Origin of the sequence: Sphaerisporangium perillae (genome assembly GCF_023276435.1) — a bacterium.
Lineage (GTDB): Bacteria > Actinomycetota > Actinomycetes > Streptosporangiales > Streptosporangiaceae > Sphaerisporangium > Sphaerisporangium perillae.
In genome coordinates, this window is record NZ_JALLPO010000032.1 from 24,280 (window position 1) to 48,933 (window position 24,654).

Sequence of the window (24,654 nt, forward strand, 5' to 3'; positions counted from 1 at the left end):
TCGCCAGTTTTTCGCCGGGATCGGGGTCAGTGGTGGCCGCCGTGGCCGTGCCCGGCGGAGCCGGGCTGGGCTTTGCCGCCGGGGACGGCGAGCAGGGTCAGCACGAACAGGGCGGCGAGGATGCCGGCAGTGGCGTCGAATGCGCGGGCGTAGCCGGTGATGAGGCCGGCGTGCGTGGCCAGCTCGCCAGCGACGGCGGTGAGCCCGGCGACGCCGAGCGCAGCGCCGATCTCGTGGCCGGTCATCATCAGCCCGGAGGCGAGCCCCGACCGGTCGGCGGGCACGTCACTCATCGCGGCGATGGAGATAGCGACGAACATCGGGCCGACCCCAGCGCCGACGAGCAGGAAGCCGGGCAGCACGTCGGCCACGTAGGAGGTGCCGCCTGCGTTCGCGGCCAGCAGCAGCACGCCGGCGGTCATGACGACCAGGCCGCCGAGGATCAGCGGGCGGGCGCCGAGCCGGCCGATGAGCTTGGACGCTGCGGTGGCGGCGAGGGTGATCGCGGCGGCCAGCGGCAGGAACTCCAGCCCGGCGATGACCGGGGAGGCGCCGACGATGGCCTGCAGGTACAGCGAGGACAGGAAGATTGCGCCGACGACGACGCCGGTGACGCCGGCCATCACCGCCGAGGCGGAGACCAGCGACCGGATCCGCCAGGTCGACGGCGGCACCAGCGGGTTGCCGCTGCGGCGCTCGAGACGGGCGAAGGTGGCCAGCAGAGCTGCGGCGGCGGCGAGCGCGATCCAGGTGCGCGGCGCCGTCCAGCCGGCCGAGTGGGTGGCTTCGATGCCGAACACCAGCGACAGTAGCCCGCTCACCAGGGTCAGGGCGCCGGGCAGGTCGAGCCGGCGCAGCGCCCGCTGCTGCCACACGCCGCGGGTGACCGTCCGGACGGTGGCGATCAGGACCGCGGCGCCGATCGGCACGTTGATGAAGAACACGGCGCGCCAGCCCAGGGCGCTGGTCAGCGCGCCGCCGAAGAGCACGCCGGCGGCGATGCCGGTGCTGCCGATCGCGCCCCAAATGGCGAGCGCGGTCTGCCGCTGCCGTCCGGCGTACGTGGTCATGATGATCGACAGCGCGGCGGGGGTGAGCAGCGCGGCGCCGGCCCCCTGCGCGGCGCGGGCGGCGATGAGCGTCAGCGGTGTCTGCGCGAGCCCGCTAACCAGGGAGGCGGCGATGAACAGGCCGACGCCGGCGAGGAACGCCCGCCGCCGGTCCAGCAGGTCTGCGATGCGCCCGCCGAGCAGCAGCAGGCCGCCGCTGAGCAGCACGTAGGCGCTGATCGCCCACTGGTAGTCCGCGGCGCTCAGGCGCAGTCCGCGGCTGATGCTGGGCAGCGCGACGTTCACCACGGAGACGTCGAGGATGACCATGAACTGGGCGGCGATCATCAGCGCGAAGACGGTCCACGGCCGGCGCGGCTCCTCCCCGGCCGGAGCGGGCGGCTCGTTGCCATGCGGGTGCGGCGGCTGGTGCGCGTGCCGGTGGGCCTGCGCCGCCGAGTGGACGGCGGGGACGGGATGGGCGGACATATCTTCTCCTCGAGGGTCCCAGGGGTGGGTGTGACTCCCACCATTCGCCGCCGGGGAGATCACTCGCGCCGGTGATTTCACCTGGATGCGATCCTCGACCTTGTCGTCGGTGGTAAGTACAGTCAGGCGCGTGCTGGCCGGACGAGACACCGAACGCGCGGCGATCGCCGCGCTGCTCGACGCGGCGCGCCATTCGAACGGGGGCGCGCTGGTGGTTCGCGGTGTGGCCGGGTCCGGCAAGTCGACCCTGCTGGCTGATGCCGTCGGCACCGCCACCGACATGCGGGTGCTGCGCACCCAGGGTGTGGAGTCGGAGTCCCCGCTGGCGTTCGCGGCGCTACAGCGGCTGCTGTGGCCGCTGCGCACCCGGTTCGAGACGCTGCCCGCCCCCCAGCGGGCCGCGCTGCGCGCCGCGCTCGGCGAGGCCGAGGGCGAGGGCGACCGGTTCCTAACCTTCCTCGGCACGCTAAGCCTGCTCGCCGACGCCGCGGAGGACTCTCCGGTGCTGGCCGTCATCGACGATGCGCACTGGCTCGACGACGCGTCGGCGGCCGCACTGATGTTCGTGGCCCGCCGGCTACAGGCCGAACGGGTCGCGCTGCTGTTCGCCGCCCGTGACGGGAGCGAGCGCCGGTTCGACAGCGAGGACCTGCCGGTGATCGCTCTGGGCGGGGTGAGCGGCGACGTCGCGGACGCCCTGCTGCGCGCGTACGCAGCTGGCGACGTCGATCCCGCGGTGCGGGACCGGCTGGTGGCCGGCACCGGCGGGAACCCGCTCGCGCTGGCGGAGCTGGCGGGTGTCCTGACCGGCGAGCAGCTGGCCGGCCGGGAGCCGTTGCCCGCGCAACTGCCACTCACCGGCGGTGTCGAGCGCGCGTTCCTGGACCGCTATCGGCGGCTGCACGAGCCTGCGCAGCGGTTCCTGCTGGTCACCGCAGCCGACGACACCGCCCGGCTGACCGTGGTGCGGGACGCTGCCGAGCGCCTCGACGTCGGCGACGACGCCCTCGACGAGGTGGAGCGGGCCGGTCTGCTGCACGTCGACGGCGACGTGCTCTCCCTCTACCACCCGCTGGTGCGCTCCGCGGTCTACCGGGCGGCCACCAGCGCCCAGCGGCGGGCCGTGCACCGCGCGCTGGCCGACGCGCTGGGCGCCGATGCCGACCGGCGGGCGTGGCATCTGGCCGCCGCCGCCGACCGGCCGGACGACACGGTCGTCGCGGCGCTCGACGCGGTCGCCGAGCGCGCCGCAGGCCGCGGCGGCCACGAGGCGGCGGCCGCGGCCTGGGCCCGCGCTGCGGAGCTCACCGCGGCCGGGGAGTCGCGGGCTCATCGGCTGTACTCCGCGGCGTCGTCCAGCTGGCTGGGCGCGCACCCGTCACGGGCGGCGGCGCTTGCGGCGGCCGCGACGGTAGACGCGGCCAACCCCCTGCTTCGCGCACAGCTGCTGACCCTGCAGGGACAGATCGAGTGGAACACCCGGTCGCTCAACGACGGTTACGACCTCATCCTGCAGGCCGCCCAGGTCGCCGCCAGCGTCGACGAGGCGCTAGCGCACCAGCTGGCCATGCTGGCCGCGTCGCTGTCGGCGTTCGGTGCGCACTCCACGCGCACCGTCGACCCGGCGGCGCTGATGACCGAGCCTCCTTCGGACGCGCCCGCTCGGGTGCTGGCCGCCTTCCACCTGCTGCACGGATTCGTCGCCGTCGCCCGCCGGGACTGGGCCGACGCCGCGCAGCGCATTCGGTGCGCGTTCACCCTGACCGACGGCGACCCCCTCGCCGGCGACCCCCTCGCCGGCGACCACGTCCTGCAGCCCAACCTCGGCATCGCGGCGATGTACCTCGACGACGACGCGCGCGGGCTGCGGCTGCACGACCAGCAGCTGACCGCCGCCCGCCGCGCCGGGGCCCTGAGCATGGCCGAACACGCGCAGACCCGCGGCGTGCTCTTCCAGATCGCGACCGGTGCCTGGTCGAAGGCCGCGGGCGCCGCCGCCGAAGCGCTCCCGCTGGCCGCGAGCACCGGCCATGCCGGTCTGACCGCGCTGCCGACCGCCGAGCTCGCCGTGCTGGCGGCCCTGCGCGGGGACGACGCCGCCGACCGCCACCTCACCGAGGTCACCGCGATCCGGGAGGCGTATCCGGTCGGGATCACCGACCCCCTCGTCGTCGACCTCGCGCACTGGGCGCGCGGGCTGCGCGCCGCCGCGCCGCCCGCGACCGCGCTGCATCATCTGGAGCAGATCAGCCAGCCGGGGCTGCGCCGCCTGGCCGCGCTCGACCGGCTCGAGACTGCCGTCCGCGGCGGGCACCAGGATCTCGCCCGCACCTGGCTGGGCGAGCTGGAGGAGTTCGCCGCGGGAACCGGCGCGGCCTCGGCGGTCGCCGTCACCGAACACGGTCACGCCCTGCTTGCCGACGGCACCGACGCCGAGGCGCACTTCCGGCGCGCCCTCGCCGCGCACGCCGAGTCCCCGCGCCTGCCGAACCGGGCCCGCACCGAGCTGGCCTTCGGCGAGTACCTCCGCCGCGCCCGGCGACGCGTCGACTCTCGCGAGCACCTGCGCACCGCCCTGGCGCTCTTCGACGAGCTCGGCGCCGCCCGGTGGGCCGACCGCGCCGCGCAGGAGCTGCGGGCCTCCGGCGAAACCGCCCGCCGCCGCGCCCCGTCCACCGCGACCGAGCTGACGCCGCAGGAGCGGCAGGTGGCCACCCTTGTCCGGCAGGGGCTGTCCAACCGCGACGCCGCCGCCCAGCTGTTCCTGAGCCCGCGCACCGTCGACTTCCACCTGCGGAACGTGTTCAGCAAACTCGGCGTCACCTCTCGCGCCGGGCTCGCCGCGCTGCAACTCGACTAGCCACCGCAGACCGCATCTGCGGCGCAGAACCTGGCGATTTTCCCGGCGTGACGCCGGTGCCCCGCTCCTAACGTCCGGTGCAGACCAAGCCCGGCCCGATGGGAGTCCCCTCATGACCAGCACCGCCACCACCCCAGACACCACGGCCGCCACCGATCGACGTGCCGGCCTGTCCGGCGCGTTCGTCCGACGCTGGGCGACCGGGGCCGGCGTCGCCGCCACTGCCGCGAGCCTTTCGGTGCTGGCGCCGCTGCCCGAACGGGTGCAGACCTACGTCAGTGCCTGGTGCGTCCTGCTCGCCGCAGTCATCTACCTCACCTGGGGCACCGCCCGCGGCGACCTCGCCTCCCGGCGGCTGCTGAGCTTGCAGACCGCCGCCGTGCTCGGCTTCGGCGCGATCGCGATCGCCGCGGTCGCCACCGACCCGACAGTGGCCCGCTACGTGCTGGCCGCTGGCTGGCTCGCCCACGCCGCCTGGGACATCGCCCACCACCGCGCCAACCGGGTGGTCCCCCGCTGGTACGCCGAGACCTGCCTGGTCTCGGATCTGATCATCGCGGCCGCGCTGCTGACCGTCGGCCCGTGACCCCTACCGCGACGCTGCTCCGTATCCGACCGAACGTCCCCCATCCGAGGAGCACCCGATGACCAGCACCACCCACCACCCGGCCGAAACCGACTGCCCCGGCAACCCTCGCCGCAGCGGCTGGCGTCCGTTCGTCCGCCACTTTCTGGAGATGGTCGTGACGATGACCGTCGGCATGGTCGCCCTTCACTCGCTCTGGCAGTGCATGCTCGGTCTGATGCTGTGGCGCCGCGACGAGTACTCGCACGCCCACCACGCCGCGGCCCACGGGAGCGCCCGATGAGCGACGCCTTCGTCACGACCTCCCGGCGCACGTCCCGGCGGCACCGCTCCGCGCCGGTCGGCGGCGGCCGCCGAGCCGGCTTCCTCGCCGGGCTGCTGGCCGCGGCCGCAGGAGAGCTGACCGCGTCGGCGACCCGCCGGGGCCGGTCGCCGTCCTCGGGACTGGCCCGCGCCCTCGTCGACCACTCTCCGGCCATGCTCATCGACGGCGGGGTCGCCCTGGTCGGGCGGGCCGACAAGCCCGGGCTAGCCATCCTTGCGGCCACGGCCAGCGGTCTCGCCGCGGCCATCGGCGGCCGACTGGCCGAGCGGCGTCCGCTGCTGGGCGTCGCCGCGGCCGGCGCACCACACGCACTGGGCGGGTACCTCGCCCTGCGGCGCCGCGACGCCTCCGCCCGCGACACCGCCGCCGCGACCCTCGCCGGGGTCCTCATCTCGACGACGGCGGTCGCTCCACTGCCCGTGCGCGTGCGCACCCTGCTCGCCGCCGCCGCAGCCGCCACCGGCGCGGTGGTGGTGGCCGACCGGCTCGCCCGCCGGCGCGACGCCGCCCTCCGCGGCCGCGTCCAACTGCCGACGCCCGCGCGGCCGCTGCCGCCGCTCCCGGCCGAGGCCACCGCACCGCAACCGGGGCTGGCCCCGCTGCTGGCGGCCCCCGGACAGCTGTGCGTCATCGACATCACCGTGCCCGAGCCGCGCGTCGACCTCGACACCTGGCGGCTGACCGTGGACGGCGACGTGCCCACGCCGCTGTCCCTGACGCTACGAGAGCTGCTGCAGCTGCCCCTAGAGGAGCGTGACCTGATGATGATCTGCGTCCACAACACGGTCGGCGGCTCCCGGATGGGCTGCGCCCGATGGACCGGCGTCGGCGTCGGCGCCCTGCTCGACCGGGCCGGCGTCGCCGGCGACGACGCGTGGCTGGTCGCCGAGGCCGTCGACGGCTACCGCAACGTCCTGCCCATCGAGACAGCCCGCAGGCGCGGCTTCCTCGCCGTCGGCATGGCCGGGCAGCCGCTGCCCCGTGAGCACGGCAGCCCCGCCCGGCTGCTCATCCCCGGCCGGCACGGCCAGGACGGCAACGTCAAGTGGCTGCGGCGGCTGACCGTGACCGCCATCCCGCCGCCGTCCTACTGGGGGGCACGCGGATGGCGGGACGGCACCTATCCGGTGCACCCCGCCTCCCGGATCGACGTGCCCGCGCAGCACCAGCGGGTCGATCCCGGGACGGTCACCGTCCGCGGCTACGCCTGGGCGCCGACCGTGAGCGTGGACGCCGTGCAGGTGCAGGCCGACGGCGGGCCGTGGCAAGACGCCGTCCTCGGGATCGACCTCGGTCCGGACGCGTGGCGGCCCTGGCACGCCACCTGGCACGCCACACCCGGCCGGCACGAGCTGCGCGTGCGCTGCCGCACGTCGGCCGGGCAGTGGCAGGACGAGGCGTGCGCGACGCCCTATCCACACGGGGTGCGCGGCGTGCACGCCGTCACCGTCCACGTCGGCGGCGGCCCGGCGGCCCCGGCGGCCCAGCGACTAGCCACCGAGGTGGCCACACGCGTCACCTGGGCGGCGCGCAGCGTGGCGGCCTGGCGCCACACGGACGACCCGGTCAGGTAGCCGCCGCTGCAGGCCGCGCGGGCCTGATCTCGCGGCGCAGTACGCCAGCGGGCTGCAGGCCGCCTCGTTGCCAACGCCGCGGCTTTCTATCGAGCCTCGACGGTGAAGGTTGTCGTGAGGACGTGCCCGTTCGCGTCGCGGAACTGTCCCCATAGCCGGTAGTGGCCAGGGTGGGGGAAGTCGGCGTGCAGTTCGAGTTCGGGCCCGAAGGTCTGGCCTGGCAGGGCGAAGAGGGGCCGGCCCTGGTCATCTTCGACCTCCGCGTGCTCGTGGGCGAAGCCACTCCCATCAAGCGGCATGACCACCACGTGGCCGGCGGCGGCCAGGTACGGCCTGAGGTCGTCGACGGGCCTGCCGGTCGCGGCGTCGGTGAAGCGGTAGGTGAAGCGGCTCATCGTCCCGGCCTCGGCGTCGCCGCTGAGCGTGACGCGGACACCGTCGACGACCTGTTCCCGTGGGGACAGCGCCGGCTTCTCGTGGGTCACCTGCGCCGGGTCCCCGACCACGACCTCCTGGCGTTCGATGACGTCTGTCATCTCGCCTCGCCGCCTGAACTCGGTGTGAACGACGTACCGGCCCGCGGTGGGGAACGTCAGCTGGGTGGAGAACTCACCCGGCCGGCCGTCCGGTCGCGGGTGAATGTGCGCGAAGGTACCCAGGTCGTCCCTCGTGGCGATGAAGTGCATCCAGGCCTCGTGGCTGCGCCCGATGTCGTCGACGAGACGGCCGGTTGAGGCGTGCGTCACGCGGATGCGGACGGTGGCCGGCTTCCCAGGGGTGACGTCGTGGGGAAGCTGGATGCCGACCTTCACGCCGGCGTCGTCGGCGTGCCGAGGTTGGGTGTCGGCGGTCATCATGACGCTCATGGCCGGGCGCATCGGCATTCCGGTCCCCTCCACCCAGGCGAGGACGCCGTTCATGCCGCGCTGGGCGCCCTCGGTACGGCTCAGCGCGGTGAAGCCCGCGCCGACGCACACCGCGAGAGCGGCGATGCCCGTGAGGTAGGCGGAGTCCGCGATTCTGGTGCGCAGCGGCGGGCGCAGCATCTCGGCGGTGCCGGTCCGCCGGAAGCGGCGAAGGCGCAGGGCGTTGGTGACGACGCTGACCGAGCTCATGGCCATGGCGGCAGCGGCGAGGGAGGGGTCGAGGAGGACGCCGTTGATCGGGTAGAGCAGGCCGGCGGCGACCGGGATCAGCAGCACGTTGTAGGCGAACGCCCAGACCAGGCCCTGTTTGATCGTTGTCACGGTGCGCCGGGACAGGGCGATCGCCGAGACGATCCCGCGCAGGTCACCGCCGACAAGCGTGATGTCCGAGGCGGCGATGGCGACATCGGTTCCGGTACCGATCGCGATGCCGAGGTCGGCTGTCGCGAGCGCCGGTGCGTCGTTGATCCCGTCGCCGACCATGGCGACGACGGCGCCACTGTTCTGAAGGGCGGCGACGCGGGCGGCCTTGTCCTCAGGTCGCACGTCGGCGATGACCCTGTCGATGCCGACCTGACGGCCGACGACGTCCGCGGTGACCTGGTTGTCGCCGGTCAGCATCCACACCTCGAGGCCGAGCGCCTGGAGCTGTTCGACGGCTTCACGAGACTCGGGCTTGACGGTGTCGGCCACGCCGATCATGCCGGCGAGAAGTCCATCGAGGGCGACGTACATGGGGGTCGCCCCCTGGGCCGCCACCGTGTCAGCCGCCGCTGTCATACCGGCCGTGCCGACGTCGTGGCGTCGCATCAGCGCGGCGTTGCCGATGAGGACGGCGCGGCCGTCGACGCGCGCCTCGACACCGTGGCCGGGCACGGCGACGAAGGACTCCACGGTGCGGACGTCGAGCCCGCGGCCTCGGGCCTGCGCGACGATCGCCTCCCCGAGGGGATGCTCTGACCCTGTCTCGGCGGCAGCGGCATACGCGAGGAGGTCGTCGGCGTCCATCCCGGCGATGGTCGTGACGTGGGTGACGCCTGGGTGGCCGCGGGTGATGGTGCCGGTCTTGTCCAGCACGACGGTGGTCACCCGGCGGGCCTGCTCCAGCGCGACGCCTCCGGAGATCAGGATCCCGAGCTCGGCGGCCTTCCCGGTGCCCACCATGATCGCCGTGGGTGTGGCCAGGCCGAGCGCGCAGGGGCACGCGATGATCAGTACGGCTATCGCCGTGCCGATGCCGAACGTGAGCCGTCCCTGGTCGGGGCCGAAGAGGGCCCAGGCTGCGAAGGTGAGTGCGGCGATACCGATGACGGCGGGGACGAACCAGCCGGACACCGTGTCAGCCAGCCGCTGCATCGGCGCCTTCGAACCCTGCGCGTCTTCCACGAGCCGGACGATCTGGGCCAGGGTGGTGTCCTTGCCCACCGCGGTGGCCCGCATGACCACCGAGCCGGTGCGGTTGAGGGTCGACCCGATCAGCACGTCGCCGACGCCCTTGCTCACCGGCTGGCTCTCGCCGGTGAGCATGCTTTCGTCGACCGTCGAGGCGCCGTCGGCGACGACGCCGTCGACGGGGATCTTCTCGCCGGGGCGCACACGGATGGGGTCGCCGGCGGTGACGTCCTCGACCGGGATCTCGACCTCGGCGTCCCCGCGCAGGACACGGGCGGTCTTCGGCTGCAGACCCATCAGTGTCTTGATCGCCGTGGCCGTCTGCCCCTTGGCACGGGCTTCCATCCACCGGCCCGTCAGGACGAGCGCGATGACCACGACGGAGATCTCGAAGTACACGTGCAGTGGCAAACCGAACCGTTCGGCCACGGCCGGCCACAAGGTGACGAACGCGCTGTAGCCGTACGCCACGGTGGTGCCCATGGCGACGAGCGTGTTCATGTTGACCGCGCCGTGGCGCCCCGCCGCCCAGGCCGCGCGGTAGAAGGGCCGGCCCGCCCAGAATTGCACGACCGTGGCGACGACCAGCAGCAGCGGCATCAGCCAGTCCATCGCGTCGATGGACAGCGGCAGGTACATCAGCACCATCATCGACAGCCCGATGGCGAGGGTGACCTGCCATGTCCGCTTCATGTCGGTGATCTCACGGTCGCGGCCTCCGCTGTCGGCATCGACGGCCGCGGGCGGCGACGGCCTCTCACCGGTGCCCGGCTCACTGTGGAGGGTGGCGGTGTATCCGGCCTTGCCGACCGCGTCCGTCAGCGTCTCGACCGAGACGCGGGCGGGGTCGTAGGTGACGGCGGCGACCTCGGTCGCGAGGTTCACCTCGGCCACCTCGACGCCCTCGACCGCGGTGAGGGCCCTCTCCACCCGCCGTACGCAGGACGCGCAGGTCATGCCGCCGATATCCAGCGTGCATGAAGCCGTCGTCGCTGTCGCCATCGCTCAGCTCCTCGTCGACAGGGCCCGCGGCGCGGGCCGTTGACGCGAAACTCCCAGCCGTCACTTTCCCGCCGCTGCCTGTTCGCTGTTCGAAGCTCACGCACGCGCCGCGATCCGATCCTCCTGCCGCGATCCGGGGACAGGCAGCGGACAGCACCACCGCGCAGGCTGCTCTCATTCCCGGCGGGCCGCATTCGGCGGCCCGCCGTCGGCGACAAGGAGCAATCCCGTGAACCAGCTCGTCCTGTCCGTCCCTGACATCAGCTGCGGCCACTGCGTGAACGCCATCACAGGGTCCGTCGGCGAGGTCCCCGGCGTCAGCGCCGTGGACGTCGACCTCACGACCAAGACCGTGACGGTCACCGGCGCCGCCGATCCGTCCGCGGTCCGGTCGGCCATCGCCGAGGCCGGCTACGAGGCCGCCTGAGCCCCACCGGCGTGAGGAGCCGAGCAATGAACACCACACTGGACACACTGATCATCGGAGGCGGGCAGGCCGGGCTGGCGCTCGGCTACTACCTGCGGCGCTCCGGTCACCGTTTCGCCATCGTCGACGCCCATCCCCGGGTGGGCGAGGCGTGGCGGCAGCGCTGGGACTCCCTGACGCTGTTCACGCCGCGCCGATACGACGCCCTGCCGGGCCTGCCGTTCCCGGGAGACCCGGACGGGCACCCGGGCAAGGATGAGGCCGCCGACTACCTCGAAGGGTACGCGGCGCACTTCGACCTCCCGATGCGTCTGAACTGTCACGTGACCTCCGTACGGCCTTGCCGACCGGCGGGATTCACCGTCGAGACGTCGACCGGATCGTTCAACGCGAGCCAGGTCGTGGTCGCGGCCGGCGCGTTCCACACACCGCGGACACCGAACTTCGCACGGAAGCTGTCACCGCAGGTGGTGCAGCTGCACAGCAGCCGCTACCGCGATCCGGCCCAACTTCCCGCCGGCGACATCTTTGTCGTCGGCGCCGGCAACACCGGCGTGCAGATCGCCGAGGAACTGGCGGATCATGGACGGCGGGTCTCGTTGTCGGCCTCCGCGCTCGGCTGGGCACTGCCGCAGCGGTGGCTGGGCCGGGACATCTTCTGGTGGTTCTCCCGGCTCGGCACGATGAGCGTCAGCGGCGACAGCCGTATCGGACGCCGCCTCAAGGCGGACGGCACGATCATCGGGACCGACCTGAAACGGCTGATGCGGCGGGTGAACCGGCTGGACCGCGCGATGGACGCCGACGGGCCGGACGTCATCCTCGCCGACGGGAGCCGCCACAGCCCGGACGCCGTCGTGTGGGCGACCGGGTTCCGCCCCGACTACCCGTGGCTGCAGGTGCCTGTTCTGGACGACCTGGGCGCGCCGGTGCATCACGAGGGGGTCACGACCTGGCCGGGCCTGTACTTCCTCGGACTGCCCTGGCAACGTAATCGGGGCTCGGCGGTCCTCGGATGGGTCGGGAGAGACGCGGAAGCTCTGGCCCAACGGCTGACCGCTGCGGCCCCGGTCGCACGGGTGTCATGATGTCCACGGACACCTACCATGAGGCCGTAAAGCGCGGCTCCTCGGCATCATGGAAGGCCCGAGTTTCGTAGCCGGGCACTGACGAGGAGCAACATGTCACACAGCGGTCTCGCCCACCGACCAGATGTGGCGGCCGTGACGTTCCGGGTCCTCGGGCCCGTCGAGGTGCTGGCGCCCGGCAGAGCCGCGGCCGCGCTACCGCCGTCCGTGCGGGCCCTGCTGGCCCGGCTGGTTCTCGCTTCAGGTCGCGTCGTGTCGGTCGACGGCTTGACCGACGCGCTCTGGGGCGAGCACCTGCCGTCCGACGCCACGAACGCGCTGCAGATCCGGGTGTCCAAGCTCCGCCGCGCGCTCGTGGCCGCCGGCATCGGCGGTGACGTCCTCGTCACCCGGGCCCCGGGCTACCAGCTCGCCGTACCGGCGGAGTCCGTCGACGCCCACTGGTTCGAACATCTGGTGCGCCAGGCACGCGAAGCCGCCTCCACCGGCCGGGTAGCCCCGGCGCTGGAGCACCTAGACGAGGCGCTGCGGCTGTGGCGAGGCCCCGCGCTGGCCGACGTCGGAGGGACAGAATGGGCGCTGACCGAGAGCGCTCGCCTGGAAGAACTGCGGCTGGGTGCGGTCGAAGACCGGCTCGAACTCCTGCTGGAAGCCGGCCGGCACACCGAAGCGGTCGCCGATCTCGAGCGGTCGGTGGCGAACAACCCGCTGCGCGAGCGGCTGCACCGCCTGCTGATGCTCGCTCTGTACCGCAGCGGACGTCAGGCGGAGGCGCTCGCCGCGTACCATGCGCTGCGTCGCCACCTGGCTGACGAGCTCGGGATCGACCCGTCACCGGAGCTCCAGGCGCTCGCCGAGGCCATCCTCCGCCAGCAGGTGCCGCCCCGGCCATCCGACCGTCCCGTACGGGCCGCCGCCGAGCCGTCATCCGTACGGCAGGCCGATGTGCCGGCCGACGGAGCGGCGGCGACTCGACGCGGCGACAGGCTGCCCCAGCGGCTGTCGTCGGTGATCGGCCGCCACGACGACCTGGAGACGGCGCTGCAGCGGTTGCGCGAGGCGCGGGCGGTGACGTTGACCGGCCCAGGTGGAGTCGGCAAGACCACCCTGGCTTTGGAGGTCGCGCGCCGAGCAGACGAGACACTCGCCGACCACGTTCGCCTGATCCGCCTGGCGCCGCTGGAGGCCGGTGCGGATGTCGCGGAGGCCTTCGCCGCTCAGCTCGGTCTGATGACCGGAGGGCCGGGCGCGGCTTCGGCCGAAGCCGTGGTCGAGCATCTCGCACGCAGCCGTGCCCTGCTCGTGGTCGACAACTGCGAGCACGTCATCGACGACGTCGCCGGCCTGGTGGAGCGGCTGGTTGAGTCCTGCCCCCACCTGAGGGTCCTGGCGACCAGCCGGGAGGCACTGGCCGTCCCCGGCGAGATCCAGGTGGCCGTGAGCCCTCTTGCCGTACCCGGGGAGACCGACGATGCCGCGGCGATCCCCGACACGCCGGCGGTGCGGCTATTCCTCGACCGCGCTCGCGCGGTGCGCCCCTCCTTCGTCCTGGACCCCGAGACCGCGCCGGTGGTGGCGTCCATCTGCCGCGGGCTCGACGGCATGCCGCTGGCCATCGAGTTGGCCGCGGCGAGGGTGAAGGCACTGTCGGTGGCCGACATCGCGGCGCGGCTGCGGGACAGGTTCTCGCTGCTGACCGCGGGACCACGCACCAGCGAGGCGCGTCACCGTACGCTGCGCGCCACGCTCGACTGGAGCCACGACCTGCTGTCTGACGCCGAGCGCCGTCTGTTGCGCCGCCTCGCCGTGTTCCGGGGTGGCTGGACGCTTATCGCCGCCGAGGAGGTGTGCAGCTTCGCCGGTATCGAGCGCGGTGAGGTGCTCGACCTGCTGTTCCGGCTGGTCGACCGCTCGCTCGTGGTGCCGGACCCGGCCACCGGGCGGTTCCGGCTGCTCGTCAGCGTGCGCGAGTACGCATGGACCCGACTCGAGGAGGCCGGCGAGGTCGCGGCGTGCCGCGACCGCTTTCTCGATCACTACGTACGGCTGGCGGAGGAGCACGGCCCCCACGTCCGCTCCGGATGCCTCTCCTGGGCGCGCCTGACCGAGGAGCATGACAACCTGCGCGCCGCGGTGGACCACTCCCTCGATCGGGCCCATGCCGACGTCGAGACCGGGCTCCGGTTGATGGGCGCGCTCGTGTGGTTCTGGAACTACGGACTGCGCTACGAGGGAACGCGGGCGCTGACCGCCCTCCTGGAGGCCGGCGGAGGGCCGCCCGCTGCCCGAGCCCGTGCGCTGCAGGGCATTGGGCTGCTCAGCGTCTATTACCCCACTCCGCAGTCACGTGCCGCCGCCCTGGAGAGCCTCGCGCTCTTCGAGGAGATCGGCGACAGCCGCAACGCCGCGATCTCGCGGCTAGTGGTGGCCTGGGTGGGTCAGTACGGCGGAGACGCCGGCCAGTACCGTCTCATGGTCGCGGACAGCCGCGACGAACTGGGCGACTCCGACGGTGGATGGTGGCGGGCCATGACCCACTACCTCGATGCCCTCCTGAGCCTGCGCCTGGGCGAGTTCGACACCTCGGCCACGCAATGGCGGCACAGCCTTGACCTGACCCGCCCCACAGGCGACCGGATCATAGGCAGCGCGATCCTTGCGCACCTCGGCGTCGCCCTGCGCGAGGCCGGCCATCATCCGGACGCCCTCACCGTTCTGCGTGAGTCCATCGACGAGGCTCGCCACCTGGGTTCCCTGCACGGACTGGCCTTCGCCCTCGTTCACCTGGCCCACACGCGGCTCGACATGGGTGAGGACGGAGTGACAGCCGTGCTCGCCGAGGCGGACCAGATCGCACGCCGTGCGCGCAATCCACGCTGCCAGGCATGGGCGGCGTGGGGTCGAGCGCGCATCGCCCTCACGCACGGCGACGCCACGCTCGCCGCGGACGAGTGCCGCCGGGCACTGGCACTGCTGGAGGAGCGTGAGTTCCCCTGGGCCAGAGCCCGGCTGTGGTCGCTCATGGCCGAGTGCGCCGAAACCGCGGGTCTTCCTGACGAGGCGAGCGAGCACGCCGTACAGCCATGACCGTGGAATCCACGGCCACTCCAGCCATTCCGTAGCCGCGCGTCACCTGGGGGCGCGCACCTGGACACGGGGTCAGTCGCCGACGGCCGGTGCCTCGTCCACGCCGAAGCCCGCCGACCTCAGCGCGGCCAGGATCGCCTGCGGATCCACATTCCCCCGGACCTGCACGAGACCACGTGCCGCGTCGACTTCAAGCCACACGACGCCCGGTACATCCCTGACACGACGGCTGACGACACGAACACACCTTCGGCACAGCATGGCCGGCACGGAAACGTTCACCGTGCCCATTGCCCCCGCGTCCGCCTCCTGACGGCCCCCCTCTGCCATATGAGCAGGTTGTCCGGCCCCACTGGCGGTCCTCTGTCCGCCCACTGTCCGGAGACCGCCAGGCGGCGCCACCACGGTCAGCGGCCGGCCAGCACACCGACAGCCCGACCGACGACGCTCCTGCTGTGACACCAATTCCAACCGAGGAGGTCGCCGTGCACTCCATGCTCATCCTGAAGCTGATCCAGCTGAGGCACGCCGAGCTGTTGCGCGACGCCGAGCACCACCGGCTCACCACCACCGCTGCCCGCCGGTCCCGCGCCGTTACCGGCCTGCGACACCGGAGCTCTCATCGACGCGACTGGCCGGATCCCCGTTGACCTGTCCCGCCCGCGACCCCGGCACTCCCTGCCCGACACTCCCTTTCCAACAGGAGCCCCTCATGACCATCAGCATCGCGCCGACCCAACCTCCCCAGACCCGCTCCGCCGTCGCCGCGCAGGCGCGCGACGTCGTCAAGATCTACGGCCGTGGCGACACGGCCGTCCGCGCCCTGGACGGCGCCAGCCTGTCGATCCCAGCCGGACGGTTCACCGCCGTGATGGGGCCATCCGGCTCCGGAAAGTCCACCCTGATGCACGCCCTGGCCGGCCTCGACACGGTCGACGCGGGACAGGTGCTGCTCGGTGACACCGATCTGAGCCGGCTTGGCGAGCGGCAGCGTACGCTGCTGCGCCGCGAGCGCATCGGCTTCGTCTTCCAGAGCTTCAATCTGGTGCCGACACTGTCCGCGGTGGAGAACATCGTCCTGCCGCTGACCCTCGCGGGACGACAGCCCGATCAGGCCTGGATCGACGAGCTCGTCGCCACCCTCGGACTGGCCGACCGGTTGCGCCACCGCCCCACCGAACTGTCGGGTGGGCAGCAGCAGCGGGTCGCGGTGGCCCGTGCCCTGGCTCCCCGGCCAGAGATCGTGTTCGCCGACGAGCCGACCGGCAACCTCGACTCCCGCGCCGGCGAAGCGCTGCTGGGCTTCCTGCGCCACGCCGCCCACGAGCTCGCCCAGACCATCGTGATGGTCACCCATGACCCGAACGCCGCAGCGTACGCCGACCGCGTGGTGTTCCTCGCCGACGGGCGCGTCGTCGACGACCTCCCCGAGCCGACCGTCCCGACCATCCTGTCCCGCATGGCGAGCCTCGACGCGCCCGCACTCCGGAAGAAGAAGTGATCTCGATGTGGCGCCTGACCATCCGCAACACTCTCGCGCGCCGCGCCCGTCTGGCGCTGACCCTGCTCGCTGTCGTCCTCGGGGTCACCTTCGTGACCGGCAGCCTGATACTCACCGACACCTCCCAGCGGCTGCTCGATGACCAGTTCCGTACGGCTACCGCCGGTGTCGACCTGACCGTCCGCGACGCCGCCGCCTTCGACTCGGCCATGGGCGTCGAGGTCGAGCGTGACCCGCTGCCCGCCACGATCGTCGACCGGATCCGTGCGGTGCCCGGCGTGGCGACCGCCCGCCCCCTGGTGCGTGGCCAGGGGCTGCTCAGCGTCGGCGGGAAGGCGATCGTCCCGTCGGGTGCGTCGGTGCTCGCCTCCTGGGAGCCCGCCCCCGTCGGGGCGTTCAGCCTGCGCGCAGGCCATCCGCCGGTGACGGACGACGAGTTGGTCGTCGACGCCGAGACCGCCCTCCGGCGCCACATCGACCTGGGTGACACGGTAACCGTACGGGCGGAACAGACCACGAGCCTGCGGATTGTCGGGCTGGCCGGATTCGGCGACGGCCCCGGGCTGCCCAACAGCACGGTCGGCCTGGTCAACCTGCCCACGGCGCAGCGCCTGCTCAAGCTGGGTGGCGACGTGTCCGAGGTCGCCGTCGTCGCCGCGGACGGCGTCGACACCCAGCAACTGCGAGGCCGTGTCTCCGCCGTGCTCGGGCCCGGATACGAGGTGTCCGCCAGCCGGGACATCGCCGCGTCAAGCGCAGCCGCGGCGAAGACCCAGGTCGACTACCTCCAGATGATGCTGTTCGCCCTGGCGGCGGCGGCCCTGCTCGTCGGCGCGTTCCTCATCGCCAACACGTTCTCGATCGTCATCACCCAGCGCACCCGTGAACTCGCTGTCCTGCGCGCCGCCGGTGCGACCGGCGCCCAGGTTCTCGGGTCCGTGCTCGGGGAGGCGCTGCTGGTCGGCGTCACTGCTTCGGTCGCGGGAACCGGACTCGGCGTCGCCACCGCGGCCGGGCTGCGAAACCTCGCCGGCGCCTTCGGCATCGCCCTTCCCGACGGCGGCCTGGTTGTGGCACCCCGTACCGCGATCGTCGCCTTCGCCATCGGCGTCGGTGTGACGATCGTCTCCGCGATCGGGCCGGCGCGCCGTGCCGCCGCGGTGGCACCGGTCGAGGCGATGAGGTCTGCTGCCGCACCCAGCGGGCGGATCCGAACCGTGACCGGGTGGATCGTGACCGCGCTCGGCGTCACAGCCCTGATCGCCGTCCTCGCCGGGACCGGCTCACTGGCCCTGGTCGGCGCCGCGGCCCTGAGCGGCGTCGTGGGACTCACCCTGCTGGGACCGGCGCTCACCCCGGGCCTGGCCCGGATCATGGGGCGACCGCTGGACGCTGCCGGAGTCCCCGGCCGGCTGGCACGCGAGTCCGCCGCCCGGGCCCCGCGACGCACGGCCGCGACCGCCCTGGCCCTCGCATTCGGCCTCGCTCTCATCAGCTTCATGACAGTGCTCGCCACCTCCATCAAGGACTCGGTCCAGCAGACCTACACCGAGGTGATCTCCGCCGACTACGTCATCGAGAGCGCCCGCAACGAGATGCTCGGCGGCCTGCCGAACCACGTGCACCACCATGTCAGCGAACTGCCCGAGGTGGCTGTAGCGTCCCGCCTGCGCTATGGCCACTGGAAGGACGGTCAGGCCACCGATGCCCTCACAGCCGTCGACCCGGTGACCTTGCCGCGGGTCACCTCGCTGCACATGGTCGCCGGCAACCTGAACGCCATCTCCGGCGGGGGCATCATCCTGGCCGAGCGGGTCGCCCGGGAGCGTCACCTTGCCATCGGCGACAGCCTGCCGATGACGTTCTCCCGCACCGGGACACAGCGCCTTCCGGTGGTCGGCCTGCTGCGCGATCGTGACGCCCAAGCCCTGTCCACCAACTACGTGATCTCGCTGGACACCTTCTCTCGGCACTACAAAGAGAACGTCGACGCCAGCGTCTTCGTCAAGGTCGCCGATGGGGTGAGCGACGCCGCCGCCAAAAAGGCGATCAACGCAGCCCTCGCCGACGCCCCGACCGCGCAACTGCGCGACCAGGCCGCCGCCGTCGCCGGACGGACCCTCATGATCGACCAGGTCCTCGGGCTGGTGACCGCCCTGCTGATGCTCACCATCCTGATCGCCCTGATGGGCATCACCAACACCCTCGCGCTGTCCATCATCGAGCGGACCCGCGAGATCGGGCTGCTGCGCGCCGTTGGCATGACCAGCGGCCAACTGCGCTGGATGATCCGCGGTGAAGCGGTCCTCGTCGCAGGCCTGGCGATCGCTCTCGGCGTCAGCCTGGGCATCGCCTTCGCCGCCGGCACAGTAGCCGCCCTGGGGCGCACGGCCGAGCTCGCCCTGGTAGTGCCCCCCGGTCGACTCCTGCTCGTCGTGGCCGTGGCCGCCCTCGCCGGACTACTTGCCGGGCTGCTGCCCGCCCGCCGCGCCGCGAAGCTCGACGTGCTGACCGCGATCGCCACGTCCTAATTGAACGGCGCACCACCGGGCCTGTGGCAGCCGTCGATGCCGAGCACACCCCCGCACCGACGGCTGCCACCGCCCGCCCCGTTCCCCAACTGGGCGGCTACCCCGGCACGCCGCACTGGCCGCCACCCCATGACCACATCACCGGCACCGAATCACCTGTACCTATAGAGGAGCTCGCCATGACCAGACCCACGCCACCGGTTACCATCCGCCGCGTCGGCCCGGAAGACGCCACCACCGTCCTGACCCTCCTGCGGGAACTGGCCGAACATCAGGATCAGCTGCAGCACGTCGCTGTGACTGTCAACCGGTGGCGCGAACTGCTTTCCCGTGAGGACGTCATCGTGCTCCTCGCTGAATGCGACGACGGCCGGCCGGTCGGGTACGTGTCCGTTGTGCGCCACCTCAACCTCTGGGCCTGCCGGGACATCCTCGGGCTTGATGACCTGTACGTGCGCCCACAGGCACGCAACGGCGGGGTCGGCCAGATGCTGATGACCGAAGTGGCGCGCCTTGCCGCACCGGAGCAGCTGGTCATCCGGTGGGAGGTCCACCGCGACAACGAGGCCGCCCAGCGGTTCTACACACGCCTCGGTGCAGGCCTGACGACCAAGGTGATCGCCGGCTGGGCGCCCCACCGCTACGCCGGCCACACCGACGAGCAGCCGTCCGGTGGTGTAACTCCAGCCTGTTGAAGCAAGCCCCGGACATGCGGCGAGCCATCGTGTGACGGTCAGCGAGATCCGACCAAAGATTCTCGCGAAGGACACCACACGATGGCTCTGGACCAGTCTGCCCTGCTCGAGTTGCTGGAGTCTTTGAAAGCCGCCGACGCCGACGACGTCATCCGCCGCGCGCTGCAAGCCGTGCTGCAGAGGTAGCCGAGGTAGCCGAGGTAGCCGAGGTAGCCGAGGTATTGGTGCCGGGCTGCGATTGGTGTGGCGCGCCCCGACCGTGGGCGACATAGTGCGCGCCGAGAAGGAGCTGAGCGGCCCGAGGGCGTGTCGCCGGGTGGTAGAGCGGGCGGGGGTGTGGTGCGCCCGCCCGTGAGGCGGCTGGGGCGGGTAGCCAGTTCTTGGGGGAAGATTATGCTTCTGCTGTATTTGTCCTTTCCGGACGCTGGGCGTGGTGATCAAGGGTGGGGACGACCATCCACCGCGCCCCACCCCCAGGGATACCCATGTCTTCTACGAAGTGGGCAAAGCTCCCCCCCGCCCGCCGTGCCGGCCTGGCCGGCCTGACGGTCCTGCTGACCCTTACGCCTCTGGCCGGCACCGCCGCGAGCGCCGAGACGCGCACGCAGGGGACGGTCCGCACCCAGTCCGCCGCCGGGTCGTACGCCGCCGAGTTCGGCCGTCCAACCAAGGCGAGTGTGGCCGCCCTGCTGAACACGTGGGCCGACACGCTGCTAACCCGTGACCCCGCCCGCGTGGCCGACCTGTACGCGCCCAAGGGCGTACTGCTGCCCACCCTGTCGGCCCAGGTCCGGACCGACCACGCGGGGATGATCGACTACTTCACGGGCTTCCTCGCCAAGGAGCCGCACGCCACGGTCAAGCAGTCGATCATCGAGATCCTCGGCGACCGGAGCGCGGTCAACAGCGGCACCTACGCGTTCTCCCTTAAGAACGCCCAGGGCGTCAGGGAGACCGTGCAAGCGCGCTACACATTCGTCTACGAGCGCATCGAGGGCAAGTGGCTGATCGTCAGCCACCACTCTTCGCTTATGCCGCCGGGTGACTGACCGAGAGGGACAGGTACCCGGGCGAGTGTCCGCATCAGCGCCGCCCGCCCGGGTCATGGCGTGACGACCAGGCGGAACCCGACGCCGCGGACGGTTTCGATGCGCGCCACGTCGCCGAGCTTGCGGCGCAGCGCGCCGACGTGCGCGTCCAGCGTCTTGGTGGGGCCGAACCAGTTGGCGTCCCACACGGCCCGCATGATGGTCTCCCTGGTCAGCAGCGCCCCGTCGTCCTCGGCGAGGAACGCCAGCAGGTCGTACTCCTTGGGCGTGACCGGGATCTCACGGTCGTCGACGTACACGCGGCGGGCGCGGCGGTCGATGCCCAGCCTGCCGCGCCGGTCGACGCCGGGCACGGCGGGGCGGCCGACGCCGTTCCCCCCTGGGCCGGTCCCGGCCGCGTGGGGCCATGCGTCGCCGGCGCGGGTGCGCCGCGCCACCGCGCGCATGCGGGCGATCACCTCGCGCAGGCCGAACGGCTTGGTGACATAGTCGTCGGCGCCCATCTCAAGCCCGACGATCCTCTCGGTCTCGTCGGTACGGCCACTGATCACAATGATCGGCACGTCGCCCCGGCGACGCAGCGCGCGGCAAACGTCGAGGCCGTCGCCGTCGGGGAGACCGAGGTCGAGGAGTACCATTTCCACCGGTGCGGCGGCCAGTGCGGCGCGTCCGGTGCCGACCCAGTCCACCCGGTAGCCGAACCGGCCCAGACCGTCCCGCAGTGCTTCTGCGAGGGGCTCATCATCCTCTACCAGCAGAACATGCACGAGTCGCCCCCGGCGTGGTGACAAGTAGAGATCAACATAAGCCGGATACAGAATACGGTATGGGCTTTCGCGTCTTTTCATCGGCCGGGGCCTTCTTCCGGCACAGGCGGAGCACACGAAATCGGACGCCCGCAATGCCAAACTGCCGCCGCAGATCCGGGATCGGCCCCCGCTCGCCCAGCGGCAGATACGGCTCGACCAAGGCCCACTCATCATCGGTGAGGTCACCACGGAGCAATTGTCAAATCCTGTGTATCGATGAGTGTGGTCGGACTTCCCAGGTCGGCCGTTGGAGCTGATCGTTGTACACGATGATGTCGGCGTGGTCGGTTGGGCGGGCTGTGGCGAAGTAGAGCTGTTGGGAGGGGATATAGCGGTTGCGCCAGGACCGTTCGATTTCGGCGGTGTCGGCGGTGGATCCGGCCAGCGCTGTGCCTCGGTCCCGGGCGCGATCTACCGTCTGCTCGAATGGGACGGACACGAAGATGCGCAGGTCCCACCGGTCGATGAGTTCTGGGCGCAGGAGGAAGACGCCGTCGAAGAGCAGTACGGCGTCTGCGGGGGCGGTCGTGGCCGGCAGGGACGATGGGGTGTCGGTGTCTCTGTCGTAGACCGCGTGTTGGAACCTTCGGTCTCCGCCTGGGCCCAGCGGATCGAGCAGGACCCGGCACAGCGCGGCGTGGTCGTGGGCGTCGAAGTAGCAGCCTTCGGCCGAGTACTGGCCGCGTCGGTAGCGCTGTGCACGGGGGAAGAGGAAGTCGTCGATGGTCGCGCGGATGACGTCGCGGTTCTGGGCGCGCAGGACGACGGCGAGCTCGTCGGCCAGCGTGGTCTTGCCGGCGGCGGGCGGCCCGTCGATGGCGACCCGCAGCGGGTGCGCGGTCGTGACGGACCTGATCGCCTCGGCCAGCCGACTGATGAGCTCGCCGCGGGTGCCTTGGTCCATTGCTGCCTCTCTCACGGTGTCTCTGTTTAGCACCGCACGTCAGGCTGCGGTCGCCGGCTCGCGTTCGACGAGGACGCCTCGTTCGAAGCGGGCTCCGGCGCGGACGATGGCGACGAGGTGGGGTGCGTTGACCGCGCGCCAGCGGGCCTGGGCGGACTCGATGAGTTTTGAAGGCCATGGCCAGGCCGGCGGCTCGGGACCCGGGCCCTTTGGTGACCTTGACGCGGTGCCGGACCGTGGCGAAGGTGGACTCGATCGGGTTAGTGGTGCGCAGATGCTGCCAGTGCTCGGCGGGTGTAAATATTCAACATGATGGTTATGGCGTGTCCGAAGTACCCTCGATGCCTGTGACGGCGGTGGGGAGTTCGGCGGCGCTGGAGTAGCGCGTCGCGGAACGGGTGATGGCGTATCCGTCCTGCTCCAGCAGCGGACGTACCCACATCCTGGCGTTGCCGCTGGTGCGGCGGCTTACCTGGAACAGCTCGGCTACCACGTCCCAGCTGCAGACCTTGCGCAGGCCGAGCCTTTGGCGGCCCACTTCGGTGGCCGATCCGCTTTCTTGCCCCTGGCAGCAACGGTTCCAGCACCGCCCACTGTGACTCGGTCAGATCCCCACGCCTCACGACCAGATCATTCCGACGTGCGATCAGAAAGGCAACAAGACGACGATGAAGCGCTACATCCTCACCGGCACCCCCGGCGCCGGCAAGACCACGATCCGGCTGCCTCCTCGACCCTCGGATACGCGAAGGTCGAGGAGGCAGCCACGGCGGTTATCACGGACGAGCAGGCGGGCGGCCGCCCACGTCGGCAGCGCCGTCACCGGCGCCGGCCTGTGAGCAGCGCGTCCCCGCCACGGCCTGGGCGACGAACGCGCCGGCGACCATGGCGACCGAGGTCATCATGCCCACCAGGCCGGAGACCTGCGCTCGCTGTCGTTCCGGGATGTGGTCGGGGATGATCGAGGCCAGCGCGGCCAGGGTGGCGCTGTCGTTTGGGCGGTGGCCGTGTTCCCTCCGGTAGTGAGGCGGTCGGACCGGCCACCGTCTTCTCAGCCGGCGAAGGTCTCGGCGACGGGCGAGGTGAAGGGTTCCTTGGCCACGACGAGACCGCCGGGGACCTTGGCGTCGACGCGGCTGATGTAGGAGCTGGTTGAGGGGTACTTGGAGTTGTCGGAGAGATTCATCGTCGGCATCACGCCGGTCTGCACTGAGGTGAGGGACCGCATGGCCGACGCCAGCCCTTCCCGGGTCAGGTCGCCCTTCTTACATGCGGCGTCCAGGGCCTGCCCCATTACGCTGGCGGCGGCGTATCCGTAATTGACGACCATCGTCGGCTTGCCGTCCGGGTAGGCGGTGGCGTAGTCCTTGGCGATGGCCTGCGCTGCGCTGCTCTTGCCCGAGAACGGCTCGTAGGATGAGCTGACGTACAAGTGCTTGGTCAGCGCGTCTCCCACCGGTGTGTCGAGCAGCGCGGGATCGAAGCCCGGCCCGTTGACGAGGATCGGGACATCGAGCCCGGAACTGGAGGCCAGCCCGGCGAGGGACGCCGTCTGACGGGGGCCGGCGCTCACCAGGATCGCGGCGAGGTCGGTGCCGCCGGAGCGCAGTTCGTTGAACTGGGCGGTCAGGTCTGTCACCGTTGGCGTGACCTGGACCGGCTTGACCGTGAGACCGAGTGCGTCGGCGGCGTGCTGGGACCCGAGGAGGGCATTGGAGCCGTAGTCGCCTTCGAAGTAGACGTGGCCGATCGTGTCGCCCTTCTTGATCAGGCCCCCGTCGAGCAGGTACTGCAGCCCGTTGATGATGTCGACAGGATAGGAACTCCCTGTCACCACCAGTCCGTCCTTCTTCAGCCAGACCGTCGACCAGGTGGTCGCCAGCGTGACCGCCTTCGTGCTGGCGATTTTGGGCGACAGCGCCGCGACCATCGGTGACCCGAGGAGTTGAACGAAGCCCAGGACCTTGGGCTCGAGGGCGGAGAACTGCGAGACCGACGTCTGGACGTTGTAGGCGTGGTCGCGGACTTCCAGCTTCACCTGGCGTCCGCAGATGCCGCCCTTGGCGTTCTGCTGTTTGAAGTACAGCTCGTTGCCCTGCACCAGGGTCTTGCCCTGCGGACCGAAGACGTTGGACAGGTCGCTGAGCGCGCCGAGGGTGATGGTGTCGGCCGTGACCCCCGGCCCGGTTTTCACGGTGACGGCACCACTGCCGGCTGTACTGGTCTCGGCACCGGGGGCGCGGGTGGAGCACGCGGTGGCCGCCAGCGCGAGCACTGTGGCGGCGACCAGTCTGCGCAGGACAGGTGAGATGAACATGACAGTGACCTTTCGAAGACGCCATCGGAGGCGGCTGGGGGGC

At 71.6% G+C, this 24,654-nt stretch carries 19 protein-coding genes and 2 pseudogenes; 12 read left to right on the plus strand and 9 right to left on the minus strand.

Features of this window, described 5'->3' with window-relative positions; translation table 11 throughout:
- Positions 1 to 26: 26 nt before the first annotated feature.
- Positions 27 to 1,538, minus strand: coding sequence for an MFS transporter (locus tag MYF83_RS28490; RefSeq protein WP_248963810.1), 1,512 nt, complete (start codon positions 1,536 to 1,538; stop codon positions 27 to 29).
- Positions 1,539 to 1,668: 130 nt separating this feature from the next.
- Here MYF83_RS28490 and MYF83_RS28495 point away from each other — a divergent pair, with 130 nt between their 5' ends.
- From MYF83_RS28495 to MYF83_RS28510, 4 genes are all read left to right on the plus strand, one after another.
- Positions 1,669 to 4,398 carry an AAA family ATPase gene (locus tag MYF83_RS28495; protein ID WP_248963811.1) on the plus strand — a complete coding sequence of 910 codons (2,730 nt, stop codon included), beginning with the start codon at positions 1,669 to 1,671 and terminating at the stop codon, positions 4,396 to 4,398.
- A gap of 112 nt (positions 4,399 to 4,510) precedes the next feature.
- The gene (locus MYF83_RS28500; RefSeq protein WP_248963812.1) at positions 4,511 to 4,984 is read left to right on the plus strand and encodes a DUF6010 family protein; all 474 of its coding nucleotides are present in this window, start codon (positions 4,511 to 4,513) and stop codon (positions 4,982 to 4,984) included.
- A 58-nt stretch (positions 4,985 to 5,042) separates the two neighbouring features.
- Positions 5,043 to 5,267 (plus strand): hypothetical protein, encoded by a 225-nt coding sequence (locus tag MYF83_RS28505; protein WP_248963813.1) that lies wholly within the window; start codon positions 5,043 to 5,045, stop codon positions 5,265 to 5,267.
- Complete coding sequence (locus tag MYF83_RS28510) at positions 5,264 to 6,883, plus strand: molybdopterin-dependent oxidoreductase (RefSeq protein ID WP_248963814.1); 1,620 nt, start codon at positions 5,264 to 5,266, stop codon at positions 6,881 to 6,883. Before MYF83_RS28505 ends, MYF83_RS28510 begins: the two co-directional genes overlap by 4 nt.
- 86 nt (positions 6,884 to 6,969) lie before the next feature.
- Here MYF83_RS28510 and MYF83_RS28515 read toward each other — a convergent pair whose 3' ends face one another.
- A complete protein-coding gene (locus MYF83_RS28515) occupies positions 6,970 to 10,203 on the minus strand; it encodes a heavy metal translocating P-type ATPase (protein WP_248963815.1) in 3,234 nt (1,077 codons plus the stop codon).
- Positions 10,204 to 10,432: 229 nt separating this feature from the next.
- Here MYF83_RS28515 and MYF83_RS28520 point away from each other — a divergent pair, with 229 nt between their 5' ends.
- The 3 genes from MYF83_RS28520 (at position 10,433) to MYF83_RS28530 (ending at position 14,805) form a co-directional block, all read left to right on the plus strand.
- The gene (locus MYF83_RS28520) at positions 10,433 to 10,630 is read left to right on the plus strand and encodes a heavy-metal-associated domain-containing protein (RefSeq protein WP_248963816.1); all 198 of its coding nucleotides are present in this window, start codon (positions 10,433 to 10,435) and stop codon (positions 10,628 to 10,630) included.
- 26 nt (positions 10,631 to 10,656) lie between these two features.
- A complete protein-coding gene (locus MYF83_RS28525; protein ID WP_248963817.1) occupies positions 10,657 to 11,718 on the plus strand; it encodes a flavin-containing monooxygenase in 1,062 nt (353 codons plus the stop codon).
- Between the two features lie 93 nt (positions 11,719 to 11,811).
- Entirely contained in the window at positions 11,812 to 14,805 is a 2,994-nt protein-coding gene (locus MYF83_RS28530) for an AfsR/SARP family transcriptional regulator (RefSeq protein ID WP_248963818.1), read from the plus strand.
- A gap of 72 nt (positions 14,806 to 14,877) precedes the next feature.
- On the opposite strand, the gene MYF83_RS28535 is transcribed toward MYF83_RS28530, so the two are convergent.
- Complete coding sequence (locus tag MYF83_RS28535; RefSeq protein ID WP_248963819.1) at positions 14,878 to 15,096, minus strand: cation transporter; 219 nt, start codon at positions 15,094 to 15,096, stop codon at positions 14,878 to 14,880.
- A 194-nt stretch (positions 15,097 to 15,290) separates the two neighbouring features.
- Between MYF83_RS28535 and MYF83_RS28540 the strand changes: the two genes are divergently transcribed.
- The 5 genes from MYF83_RS28540 (at position 15,291) to MYF83_RS28560 (ending at position 20,581) form a co-directional block, all read left to right on the plus strand.
- Positions 15,291 to 15,455, plus strand: a complete 165-nt coding sequence (locus tag MYF83_RS28540; RefSeq protein WP_248963820.1) for a hypothetical protein — start codon at positions 15,291 to 15,293, stop codon at positions 15,453 to 15,455.
- A 62-nt stretch (positions 15,456 to 15,517) separates the two neighbouring features.
- On the plus strand, positions 15,518 to 16,306 hold the full coding sequence (locus MYF83_RS28545) for an ABC transporter ATP-binding protein (protein WP_248963821.1): 789 nt from the start codon (positions 15,518 to 15,520) through the stop codon (positions 16,304 to 16,306).
- 5 nt (positions 16,307 to 16,311) lie between these two features.
- Entirely contained in the window at positions 16,312 to 18,837 is a 2,526-nt protein-coding gene (locus MYF83_RS28550) for an FtsX-like permease family protein (protein WP_248963822.1), read from the plus strand.
- Positions 18,838 to 19,016: 179 nt separating this feature from the next.
- The gene (locus MYF83_RS28555) at positions 19,017 to 19,532 is read left to right on the plus strand and encodes a GNAT family N-acetyltransferase (RefSeq protein WP_248963823.1); all 516 of its coding nucleotides are present in this window, start codon (positions 19,017 to 19,019) and stop codon (positions 19,530 to 19,532) included.
- 485 nt (positions 19,533 to 20,017) lie between these two features.
- Complete coding sequence (locus tag MYF83_RS28560; protein WP_248963824.1) at positions 20,018 to 20,581, plus strand: SgcJ/EcaC family oxidoreductase; 564 nt, start codon at positions 20,018 to 20,020, stop codon at positions 20,579 to 20,581.
- A 53-nt stretch (positions 20,582 to 20,634) separates the two neighbouring features.
- Here the strand turns inward: MYF83_RS28560 and MYF83_RS28565 are convergent, their stop codons facing one another.
- The 6 genes and pseudogenes from MYF83_RS28565 to MYF83_RS28585 all read right to left on the minus strand — a co-directional run bounded on the left by MYF83_RS28565 (position 20,635) and on the right by MYF83_RS28585 (position 24,611).
- Positions 20,635 to 21,348, minus strand: coding sequence for a response regulator transcription factor (locus tag MYF83_RS28565; protein ID WP_248963825.1), 714 nt, complete (start codon positions 21,346 to 21,348; stop codon positions 20,635 to 20,637).
- A 241-nt stretch (positions 21,349 to 21,589) separates the two neighbouring features.
- Positions 21,590 to 22,294 (minus strand): cytidylate kinase family protein, encoded by a 705-nt coding sequence (locus MYF83_RS28570; protein WP_248963826.1) that lies wholly within the window; start codon positions 22,292 to 22,294, stop codon positions 21,590 to 21,592.
- 39 nt (positions 22,295 to 22,333) lie between these two features.
- Positions 22,334 to 22,589 (minus strand): annotated as a pseudogene (locus tag MYF83_RS28575) (IS256 family transposase); the annotation flags it as partial.
- Positions 22,590 to 22,610: 21 nt separating this feature from the next.
- Positions 22,611 to 22,817 (minus strand): annotated as a pseudogene (locus MYF83_RS28580) (hypothetical protein); the annotation flags it as partial.
- Between the two features lie 253 nt (positions 22,818 to 23,070).
- On the minus strand, positions 23,071 to 23,205 hold the full coding sequence (locus tag MYF83_RS43110) for a hypothetical protein (RefSeq protein ID WP_279340169.1): 135 nt from the start codon (positions 23,203 to 23,205) through the stop codon (positions 23,071 to 23,073).
- A gap of 140 nt (positions 23,206 to 23,345) precedes the next feature.
- Positions 23,346 to 24,611 carry an ABC transporter substrate-binding protein gene (locus MYF83_RS28585; RefSeq protein WP_248963828.1) on the minus strand — a complete coding sequence of 422 codons (1,266 nt, stop codon included), beginning with the start codon at positions 24,609 to 24,611 and terminating at the stop codon, positions 23,346 to 23,348.
- Between the last annotated feature and the right edge of the window lie 43 nt (positions 24,612 to 24,654).